Source organism: Neobacillus sedimentimangrovi, assembly GCF_010614825.1.
GTDB lineage: Bacteria > Bacillota > Bacilli > Bacillales > Cytobacillaceae > Neobacillus > Neobacillus thermocopriae.
On record NZ_JAAFZF010000044.1, the window covers coordinates 16,929 to 27,429 of the forward strand.

Annotated in this window: 13 protein-coding genes; 12 read left to right on the forward strand and 1 reads right to left on the reverse strand. The window is 37.9% G+C overall.

The features are described from left to right. Window positions 1-53 precede the first annotated feature (53 nt). The 4 genes from noc (at window position 54) to GZA11_RS13120 (ending at window position 3,625) form a co-directional block, all read left to right on the forward strand. The gene (noc, locus tag GZA11_RS13105; protein WP_038538143.1) at window positions 54-917 is read left to right on the forward strand and encodes a nucleoid occlusion protein; all 864 of its coding nucleotides are present in this window, start codon (window positions 54-56) and stop codon (window positions 915-917) included. Between the two features lie 286 nt (window positions 918-1,203). After that, a complete protein-coding gene (locus tag GZA11_RS13110; RefSeq protein WP_038538140.1) occupies window positions 1,204-1,965 on the forward strand; it encodes a ParA family protein in 762 nt (253 codons plus the stop codon). Next, entirely contained in the window at window positions 1,958-2,809 is an 852-nt protein-coding gene (locus GZA11_RS13115) for a ParB/RepB/Spo0J family partition protein (RefSeq protein ID WP_038538137.1), read from the forward strand. The genes GZA11_RS13110 and GZA11_RS13115 overlap by 8 nt, the downstream gene beginning before the upstream one ends. 102 nt (window positions 2,810-2,911) lie before the next feature. Beyond that, window positions 2,912-3,625, forward strand: a complete 714-nt coding sequence (locus GZA11_RS13120) for a DUF554 domain-containing protein (RefSeq protein WP_163184158.1) — start codon at window positions 2,912-2,914, stop codon at window positions 3,623-3,625. 43 nt (window positions 3,626-3,668) lie between these two features. Here the strand turns inward: GZA11_RS13120 and yyaC are convergent, their stop codons facing one another. Next, window positions 3,669-4,286 (reverse strand): spore protease YyaC, encoded by a 618-nt coding sequence (yyaC, locus tag GZA11_RS13125; RefSeq protein WP_038538131.1) that lies wholly within the window; start codon window positions 4,284-4,286, stop codon window positions 3,669-3,671. A gap of 173 nt (window positions 4,287-4,459) precedes the next feature. Between yyaC and GZA11_RS13130 the strand changes: the two genes are divergently transcribed. From GZA11_RS13130 to GZA11_RS13165, 8 genes are all read left to right on the forward strand, one after another. After that, complete coding sequence (locus GZA11_RS13130) at window positions 4,460-5,356, forward strand: mechanosensitive ion channel family protein (protein ID WP_038538128.1); 897 nt, start codon at window positions 4,460-4,462, stop codon at window positions 5,354-5,356. A gap of 13 nt (window positions 5,357-5,369) precedes the next feature. Beyond that, window positions 5,370-5,564 (forward strand): DUF951 domain-containing protein, encoded by a 195-nt coding sequence (locus GZA11_RS13135; protein ID WP_038538125.1) that lies wholly within the window; start codon window positions 5,370-5,372, stop codon window positions 5,562-5,564. 85 nt (window positions 5,565-5,649) lie between these two features. Next, window positions 5,650-7,656, forward strand: a complete 2,007-nt coding sequence (locus tag GZA11_RS13140; RefSeq protein ID WP_163184160.1) for a molybdopterin-dependent oxidoreductase — start codon at window positions 5,650-5,652, stop codon at window positions 7,654-7,656. Between the two features lie 166 nt (window positions 7,657-7,822). Then, complete coding sequence (ychF, locus tag GZA11_RS13145) at window positions 7,823-8,923, forward strand: redox-regulated ATPase YchF (protein ID WP_163184162.1); 1,101 nt, start codon at window positions 7,823-7,825, stop codon at window positions 8,921-8,923. A gap of 164 nt (window positions 8,924-9,087) precedes the next feature. After that, a complete protein-coding gene (gene rpsF / locus GZA11_RS13150) occupies window positions 9,088-9,375 on the forward strand; it encodes a 30S ribosomal protein S6 (RefSeq protein WP_038538118.1) in 288 nt (95 codons plus the stop codon). A 62-nt stretch (window positions 9,376-9,437) separates the two neighbouring features. After that, window positions 9,438-9,935 carry a single-stranded DNA-binding protein gene (gene ssb, locus GZA11_RS13155; protein ID WP_038538115.1) on the forward strand — a complete coding sequence of 166 codons (498 nt, stop codon included), beginning with the start codon at window positions 9,438-9,440 and terminating at the stop codon, window positions 9,933-9,935. 60 nt (window positions 9,936-9,995) lie between these two features. After that, on the forward strand, window positions 9,996-10,235 hold the full coding sequence (gene rpsR / locus GZA11_RS13160) for a 30S ribosomal protein S18 (protein ID WP_321175697.1): 240 nt from the start codon (window positions 9,996-9,998) through the stop codon (window positions 10,233-10,235). Between the two features lie 82 nt (window positions 10,236-10,317). Continuing rightward, a partial coding sequence (locus tag GZA11_RS13165; RefSeq protein ID WP_163183808.1) for a helix-turn-helix domain-containing protein occupies window positions 10,318-10,501 on the forward strand: 184 nt, incomplete at its 3' end.

The window sequence follows — 10,501 nt, forward strand, 5'->3', positions numbered from 1 at the left end:
ACTATTTGAATAGAGAATAAGTATAAGGGAGTTTCCTTAAGGTGGTGTTGGGGATGAAAAATTCGTTTACACGCTTTTTTGGCTTTGGCGATAAGGGAGATCAAACAATAGAGCTAGAAGAAGAGCTGAATATAAAAAGAAACGATGAAATTAAGAAAATACCAATAAATCAAATAGTTCCTAACCGTTTCCAGCCTCGAACAGTCTTTGATGAAGAAAAAATCGAAGAATTATCCCGAACCATTCATATACATGGAATTATTCAACCAATCGTTGTTAGAGAATTTGCTGCTGGCAAATATGAAATTATCGCCGGAGAACGCCGCTGGCGGGCAATGAAAAAATTAGGATGGACAGAGGTACCTGCCATCGTTAAAAATATGACAGATACAGAAACGGCTTCTGTCGCGTTAATTGAAAATTTGCAGCGCGAAAACTTGTCCCCCATTGAGGAAGCCATTGCGTACGGAAAGCTGCTGGAGCTTCATAACTTAACCCAAGAGGCGTTGGCTCAACGACTTGGGAAGGGACAATCTACAGTGGCGAATAAGCTGCGTTTGTTAAAATTGCCGCAACCAATTCAAGATGCGTTATTAAATAAAGAGATTACAGAACGACATGCCCGTGCTTTAATACCTTTGAAGGATCCGGAAAAACAAATAGCATTGTTAACGGAAATTATGGAGAAGAATTTAAACGTTAAGCAAACAGAAGAACGGGTTGCAAAATTATTACAGCCAAAAAAAGAAAAGCAGAAACCGAAGCGAAAAGCGTTCAGCAAGGATATGAGAATCGCAGTCAATACCATCCGCCAATCACTAACAATGGTATCAGACAGCGGAATTACGCTTGATTCTGAAGAAGAGGAATTTGAGGATTTCTATCAATTTACTATTCGAATTCCAAAGAAAAAATAAAAATAACGGAATATAAAAAGAGGCTGACAATTATGTCAGCTCTTTTTTGTAAGGGCAATTAAAAAATTGCCTGAATTTACTCTTCTTTTTTATTTTTTGGGAAATTCAACGAGTTTGTTGGATTATTTTTTGAAAAAAAACAACATCCTTCCTATTTCATGTTAAAATATAGGAATGGAATTTAAATGTTTTTACTAGATGGACATCGACCAATTTAGGAGTCATCTAATGAAAATGCAAGTTTTTGAGAATAATATTATGGAAGAATTAAAGGGTAGGTGACATCGTGGGTAAAATTCTTGCAATCGCGAATCAAAAAGGCGGAGTCGGCAAAACTACTACCTCTGTCAATCTGGGCGCCTGCTTAGCATATATTGGGAAGCGTGTCTTACTTGTGGACATCGATCCACAAGGAAATGCAACAAGTGGGATAGGAATTGAAAAGGCAGAAGTAGACCAATGTATTTACGATGTTTTAGTAGATGATGTAGAAGCGAAGGATGTTATAAAGTCAACGGCAATAGAAAATTTATATGCCATACCGGCTACCATTCAACTTGCAGGAGCAGAAATTGAACTAGTTCCAACCATTTCAAGAGAGGTTCGATTAAAACGTGCTCTTGAAGAAGTGAAAGACCAATTTGATTACATTATCATTGATTGTCCCCCTTCTTTAGGTTTATTGACAATCAATGCGTTAACGGCATCTGATTCGGTGTTAATACCTGTTCAGTGTGAGTATTATGCATTGGAAGGGTTAAGCCAGTTATTGAATACGGTAAGACTTGTACAAAAGCATTTAAATCAAGAATTAAAAATTGAAGGCGTTTTATTAACCATGTTGGATGCTAGGACAAACCTTGGCATTCAAGTGATTGAAGAAGTAAAAAAATATTTTCAGGATAAAGTGTATAAAACCATTATCCCAAGAAATGTACGTCTAAGTGAGGCTCCAAGCCATGGGGAACCGATTATAAGTTATGATGCAAAGTCCCGTGGTGCAGAAGTATATTTAGATTTAGCAAAGGAAGTGGTTTCGAATGGCTAAAGGATTAGGAAAAGGCTTGAATGCATTTTTTAACATGGAAGCCAGTAAAGAAGAGACAGTCCAAGAAATTAAACTAAAGGATTTGCGTCCCAACCCTTACCAGCCTCGAAAACATTTCCAAAAAGAAGCGATTGATGAATTAAAAGCGTCCATCATAGAGCACGGTATATTACAGCCTATTATAGTTAGAAAAACAATAAAAGGGTATGAAATTGTGGTTGGTGAACGACGCTACCGTGCAGCTAAAGAAGCGAAGCTTGAGTCTATTCCTGCCGTAGTACGTGAACTGTCAGAACAGCAAATGATGGAGCTAGCTGTCCTTGAAAACCTTCAGCGTGAGGATTTAAATCCTATTGAAGAAGGGGCTGCTTATCAAGCGTTAATGGACAAGCTGAAACTGACCCAAGAAGAAGTGGCGAAGCGGTTAGGGAAAAGCAGGCCGCATATAGCGAATCATATCCGTCTCTTGTCCCTCCCTCCTGCTGTTCAAGAATTAATTTCATCAGGAAAAATTTCTATGGGACATGGTCGTGCCCTACTTGGATTAAGGCAAAAAAACAAGCTTTCTCAGGTAGTGGAAAAAACAATTAAAGAGTCATTAAACGTACGGCAATTAGAAAAATTGATTCAGCAGTTAAACGAAAATGTTTCACGTGAAACAAAAAAGCCTGAAAAGAAAAAAGATATTTTTATTCAAGAACAGGAACATACTCTTCGTGAACGTTTTGGTACGACAGTAAATATTAAAAAGAATAAGAATAAAGGAAAAATTGAAATTGAATTTTTCTCTGACGAGGATTTAGAACGTATTTTAGGTTTATTGGGGCAAGAGGAAAACGTATAAGCCATCTAATTGATGGTTTATTTTTTTTAGTAAATCTATTCATCTTATATGAATCTTAAACGTCTAAAATTTTTTGAAGGGTATAGAAAAGGAGAAAATCCAATGTTTTTATTAGGGACACTTGTAAATGGTTTATTCATTATTATTGGAACGCTGATCGGTAAACTATTTAACCGTATCCGGGAAGAGATGAAAACAACGGTGATGTATGCCATCGGCTTAGCTGTTATAGTGTTAGGGTTACAAATGGGGCTTAAAAGTGAAAACTTTTTAATTGTCATTATCAGCCTCGTTACTGGCTCTGTTATTGGTGAACTACTACAGCTGGAAGAAAAGCTAAACAAACTGGGAAAATGGCTGGAACAAAAGATTGGTTCCAAAGGTGAGTCACGGATTTCGGAAGGATTTGTTACGGCTACCTTAATATTTGTGATAGGAGCAATGGCCATTATTGGGGCATTGGATAGTGGGATTCGTGGTGACCATGATGTGTTATATACAAAAGCGATTATTGACGGATTTACTGCCTTAGTATTAACAACTACATTGGGAATAGGTGTTCTATTTTCATTCATACCGGTTGTACTTTATGAAGGTCTAATTGCTTTATTTGCCACTCAGATTGACCAAATTGTCCCAAAAGTTTTATTGGATCAGTTTATTTTGGAAATGACGGCTACTGGTGGAATTATGATTTTTGCTATTGGTTTAAATCTTACAGGATTGACGAAAATTAAGGTTGCAAATTTGCTGCCGGCGATTTTAATGGTTGGGATTATTGTAACCATTCTTTATCATTATCAGCTATATTTGTAAGTAAGACAAAAAAGAGCATTCGCTAAATGGTTGCGATTGCTCTTTAATTGGTATTTTCTTCTTCCACCCAGTTTATTTCTGCCCAGCGCTGTTTTTGGTATAGTAAACTAGCATGGTAAATTCCATTTGCAATCGTCTTTGCCATTTTCATAACTAGACTTAATCGGGTATTTTGTAAAACAAAAAATTCCATAAACCCGCTGACATTCACAATTCCGGTAATATGTATTTCCCCTACCGGTGGTAATTCTTTGTTTACTCCAGCACCAGGTCTTACAGGTCCATTCCCTAACTGAATGGCCCCCACATTTTTTAAACGACCAAGGCATGCATCAATGCCAATAATAAATGGATCATGGTGTTTGGCATGTATTTCTTTTAGTTTCTCTTCAAGGTTAACAGCATGGATTGGTTCATCTAATGTTCCGTATACATAAAAGGAGTTGAGCCTTTTCTCCTCCAGCAATGTTCCAATTAGTGGACCTAATGAATCGCCAGTTGAACGATCTGTTCCAATACAAACAAACACAATGGGACGGCTTGTAACAGATATAGGTAAATGGATGAGTAGCTCCTCTGCTAGATTCTCGGCCGCGTGGAGCTCATCATGCATAATTTGTGTTTTCGTTTTCTTATTAAAAACCATTGCTTTCAGATTCATTAAGCCCACTCCCTAAAATTAATTGCTAAATTATGCCTTAACAGTATACGGAAAAATGGGGGAAACTATACATGGTGGAGACAAAAAAAGATAAAAACAGATTGCTGTCCACTGTTAAGAAAAATTGATAAAATAATAGTTAAATGCAAAAGTAGAAAGTAGGTGTTTGCATCGTGTTATCTGAAAAAACTTTTACAGAGAAGGGCATTCAAAAACTGATCAATAAATTACAAGATGAAAATCTTTGGTTGAATATCGGTGAAGGTGTTCTTAAAATTGTCATTATCATGGTTATTGCCAATGTACTTATTCGTCTAGGAAAGGTAGCGATTCATAACATATTTAAAATAAGAAATCTTACCCCATTAAATACATCCACAAGGCGAGAGGATACACTGGCAAGACTTTTAGAAAATATCCTTACTTATGTGGTTTACTTTATTGCTTTTATGATGATCTTGTCTGTATTTCATATTGATGTTAAGGCATTGCTTGCCGGGGCTGGGATTGTCGGTTTAGCTGTTGGATTTGGAGCACAAAGTTTGGTCAAAGATGTGATCACAGGATTCTTTATTATATTTGAAGATCAATTTTCTGTAGGTGATCATGTCAGAATTGGTCAGTTCGAAGGGACTGTTGAAACAATAGGTCTAAGGACGACAAAAATAAAAAGCTGGACAGGTGAGGTCCATATTATTCCAAATGGAAATATACTTGAAGTGACTAATTTTTCTATTAATAATAGTATTGCTGTGGTCGATATCAACATTCCATACGAGGAAAATATTGATGAGGTTCAAAGGATTATTAATGAACTATTGGACACAATGCCGGATCGATATGAAGAATTAGTAAATCGACCTGAGTTATTGGGTGTGCAGATGCTTGGTCCAACAGAAGTCACATTACGGGTAACTGCAGAAACATTGCCAATGCAGCACTTTGGGGTTGCGCGTAAAATGAGAAAGGATATTAGACTTTACTTAGACCAGCATGGAATTCAGATTCCTTATCCAAAGATGGTTATGTATTCTAAGGATTCAGTAGATACAAAACAAATGGGTGTATAAGGAGTGATCTTTAATGGAAAAGGAATTTGGTCTATACGATATCGTTGAGATGAAAAAGCAACATCCATGCGGAACTAATCGTTGGAAAATTATTCGAATGGGAATGGACATTCGGATTAAATGTGAAGGATGTCAGCACAGTGTACTGATCCCAAGAAAAGAATTTACGCGAAAAATGAAGAAGATTTTAGTAAAGCATGAAGGATAAGACTTCATGCTTTCTTTTTTTAGGGAAATTGTATTATTCTTATTAGAAAAGTAGAGATTGATCTGTTTTTTATGGGGGTGGAGTTGTGGCTTATGTAAAGAAAGCGGCCTGTCCTTTGAATTGCTGGGATAGCTGTGGATTAATGGTAACTATAGAGAATGACCGAGTGGTAAAAGTAGAAGGTGACCCAGACCATCCAATTACGAAAGGGAAAATTTGTGGCCGGGGTCGAATGCTGGAGAAACGGACAAATTCAAAGCTACGTCTTTTGCACCCTATGAAAAAAATAAACGGTACTTTCAAAGAAATTTCTTGGGAGCAGGCTCTAGACGAAATAGCTGATCGATTAAAAGAAATAAAAGAGCGCTACGGCACAACAGCAGTTTTACATAGTCATGATTATGCGAATAATGGGATATTAAAAAATTTGGACCAGCGCTTTTTTAATTGCTATGGAGGAGTAACGGAGCTTTATGGTTCACTGTGTTGGGGGTCTGGAATTGAAGCTCAAAAGTGGGATTTCGGGAATGCCTTAAGCCATGAACCGGAGGATATCTTTATCAGTAAAAATATCGTTGTATGGGGCAGAAACGTAGCTCGAACCAATATGCATTTATATGAAAAACTGTTGGAAGCCAAAAAAAGAGGCGCAAAACTGTTTGTCATTGACCCCATTTACCATGCCACGGCCAAAATTGCTGACCAATTTATTTCTATTAAACCAGGAATGGATGGAATTTTAGCTGCAGGAATTATGAAAGAAATGCTTCGGCTCGGCTTGGAAGATCGCACTTTTATTGAGCAATATACCTATGGTTTTCAAGATTTACTGAAGCTCCTTCATAGTATTTCGCTCGAAACCGTCTCCGAAATGACGGAAGTGCCATCTGAAGTTATTACTCAATTAGCTGGTGTTTATGCTGACAAGCCAGTCTCCACTTATATGGGACTTGGATTGCAGCGCTATAAAAATGGTGGGAACACCATCCGATTGATTGATGCACTTGTTGCAGTGAGCGGAAATATTGGGATTCCTGGAGGTGGGGCAAACTATGCGAATCTTCAGGTGGGACAAAGTTTTGCTTATGATCAATTAACCCTTCCGGAAAGGAGACAAAATCATCGCTTGTTTTCTATTATGAAGCAGGCGGAGGAAGTGCTCTCAGCTAGGGATCCGGAAATTAAAATGATCATCGTTACTTGTGGGAACCCGATCACTCAGGTTCCAGATTCGCGTATTGTCAAGAAAGCCTTCACATCCGTAGAAACTCTTGTCGTCATGGAACAATATATGACGGACACAGCAAAACTTGCTGATTACATTTTACCAGTCACAACGTCGTTTGAAGAAGAAGATATTTATTTTTCATCCATGTACCACCATTATGTGAATTATGGACCAAAGCTTGTTTCTGCTCCAGGAGAAGCAAAACCTGATTTGTGGATTTGGACACAGCTGGCCAATCGTCTTGGTTTTGGGAAGGACTTTGATTTTTCTCGGGATGAATGGCTGAAAATGACATTGAAACCTTTAGAACCAATGGGACTTACCCTTGAAAAATTGAAACAAAATCACACATTCGAACTACATGTTTCAAAAGTTCCATGGCAAGATCGAAAGTTTCAAACTCCTACAGGTAAATTTGAGTTTACGTCCATCCTTGGACAACAAAAAGGAAAAACAGGTTTATTAACATTGGCTGTTCCGGATGAATCGAAATGGTCCAATCCATCATTAGCAGAACAATATCCATATAACCTGTTGACCATCCATCCGATGAGATCCAATCATTCGCAGAACTATCATTTATTAAATGGTAATGTAAAGCTGAAGGTTGAAGTAGCTGAAAATATTGCCCAAAATCTTGGCTTGCAAAATGGGGACTATGTAAGGGTATGGAATGACCGTGGTGAAGTTAAAGGCTATGTCTCTGTTTTAGGAACGCTCCATCCTGATACAATTAATATTGATGAAGGAATTTGGGAGGAATTCGGCGGTCCTGTTAATAATTTGACATCCAGTAGAGAATCTGATAATGGACTCGGAAGTACATTATACGATTGTCTTGTCAATCTTGAAAAAGTGAACTAGACTGGTGCTGTTTGGTGCCAGTTTTTTTCTATATCATAGACATGTTCCCATTCTAATTTTCCTTGTTTTTTTGGCCGCCAATGCCTATAATTGTGAAAGACTTGTGTAGTTATGATTCGATACCATCATTTTAAGATAGATTTATTTTTTTGAGGAGTGAACGTGAATGGCTTTAACAGCAGGTATTGTAGGTTTGCCGAACGTTGGCAAATCGACATTGTTTAATGCAATTACCCAGGCGGGGGCAGAATCGGCCAATTATCCTTTCTGTACGATTGATCCCAATGTCGGTATTGTCGAAGTACCAGATCCCCGCTTACAAAAATTAACAGAATTGGTTCAACCAAAAAAGACCGTGCCAACCACTTTTGAATTTACAGATATTGCTGGAATTGTAAAAGGGGCAAGTAAAGGAGAAGGGTTAGGAAATAAGTTTCTTTCTCATATCCGTGAAGTAGATGCTATCTGTCAAGTGGTTCGTTGCTTTGCTGATGAAAATATTACTCACGTAGCTGGAAAGGTTGACCCGATTTCCGATATTGAAACGATTAATTTGGAATTAATTCTGGCTGACATGGAATCGGTTGAAAAGCGTATAAGCCGAGTTGAAAAATTAGCCAAGCAAAAAGATAAAGATGCCGTTGCTGAATTTGAAGTACTTTCTATGTTAAAGGGTGCATTTGAAGCAGAAAAACCAGCACGGTCTGTGGAATTTACAGATGAGCAAATGAAAATTGTTAAAAACTTGCACCTTTTAACGATTAAACCTATGCTTTATGTGGCTAATGTCGGCGAAGAAGATGTGGCCGATCCATCTTCAAACGAATATGTGCAAAAAGTTCGTGAATATGCTGCGAAAGAAAATTCAGAGGTTATCGTTGTATGTGCAAAAATTGAAGAGGAAATTGCCGAGCTTGATGGAGAAGAAAAACAAATGTTCCTTCAAGAATTAGGTATTGAGGAATCTGGTTTGGACCAATTAATTCGTGCGGCATATAGCCTGCTTGGACTGGCTACCTACTTTACTGCTGGTGTACAAGAAGTTCGCGCTTGGACGTTTAGAAAAGGAATGAAGGCACCTCAATGTGCCGGTATTATTCACTCCGATTTTGAACGAGGATTTATCCGGGCAGAAACGGTTTCTTTTGATGATTTAGTAGCTGCGGGAAGCTATAATGCTGCAAAAGAAGCAGGAAAAGTCCGTCTGGAAGGAAAAGACTACGAAGTACAAGACGGCGATGTTATGCATTTTCGTTTTAACGTATAATTTTTTAAGAGCTGACAGATTTTTCAGCTTATTTTTTTCAAAACAGGGCAATCCTGTAATGAGCATTGCTTTTCCCTTTATGTTATGTTATACTTTCATCTTGTGAGTAATGAAAATTGCTCCTTGCCCAATCGGGCCGTTTAGACCAAAAGGAGGTGACTGTGATGAATAAGTACGAAATCATGTACATCATCCGTCCAAACATTGAAGATGAAGCAAAGAAATCTCTTGTTGAGCGTTTCAATAACATCCTTCTTGAAAATGGCGCGGAAGCTGTTGAAACGAAGGATTGGGGTAAACGCCGTCTTGCTTACGAAATCAATGATTTCCGTGATGGATATTATCAAATCGTAAAGACTACTTCTTCTGCAGCAGCAGTACAAGAATTTTCTCGTCTTGCGAAAATCAACGAAGATATCATTCGTCATATCGTAATTAAAGAAGAAGAATAATTCGATGGATTTAAATAAATGTTTCACGTGAAACAGTTCCAAGGGAAAAGGAGTTGATTCTGATGCTGAATCGGGTCGTGCTTGTTGGCCGTTTAACGAGAGACCCTGAACTGCGTTACACACCGAATGGTGTTGCTGTTGCAACTTTTACATTAGCAGTAAACCGTACGTTTTCTAATCAACAGGGTGAGCGCGAAGCAGATTTTATTAATTGTGTTGTTTGGCGTAAGCCTGCTGAAAACGTGGCTAACTATTTAAAAAAGGGAAGTTTAGCCGGTGTAGACGGTCGTATTCAAACTCGTAACTACGAAGGACAAGACGGTAGGCGTGTATATGTAACAGAGGTTGTTGCAGATAGTGTTCAATTCCTTGAACCTAAAGGGGCATCCAGCGGCAATAGAAGCAACGATTTTTACGGTGCTCCTCCAATGGAACCACCGTTTGGTGAAGGCAGTCAGAATCAACGACAAACTTCTAACCAAAATTATACAAGAGTGAATGATGATCCATTTGCTGGAAGTGGTCAAATTGACATTTCCGATGATGATCTTCCATTCTAAGTATTGGATAAATGATAGTTCGGTTTAAATATTTTTGATTTTATTATTAAAGGAGGGAATATCATGGCAGGACGTAAAGGCGGACGTGCAAAACGTCGTAAAGTATGTTACTTTACAGCTAACGGTATTACTCATATCGATTATAAAGATGTGGATTTACTAAAAAAATTCATCTCTGAGCGCGGTAAAATCTTACCACGTCGTGTAACTGGTACTAGCGCGAAATATCAACGTAAACTAACTGTTGCTATTAAACGTGCTCGTCAAATGGCATTACTACCATTTGTTGCAGGCGAATAATTAAATAAAAATAAAATGGCGTGACAAAACGGTACTGCACCCCAAAAGTTAGAGTTAAAATCTAACTTTTGGGGTGTTTTTTATGGCTAAATATAGTGAAGAATTTAAGATGATGGTTGTACTAGAATATCTTAATGGTCCATTAGGTTGTGGATTACTTGCAAAGAAATATAAGCCACTAGCAGAATCACAGTTAAGACGATGGGTACGAGCTTATCAAGAATTTGGTCGAATTGGTTTGGCAGCCAAGAAAAATAAGCAGTTTT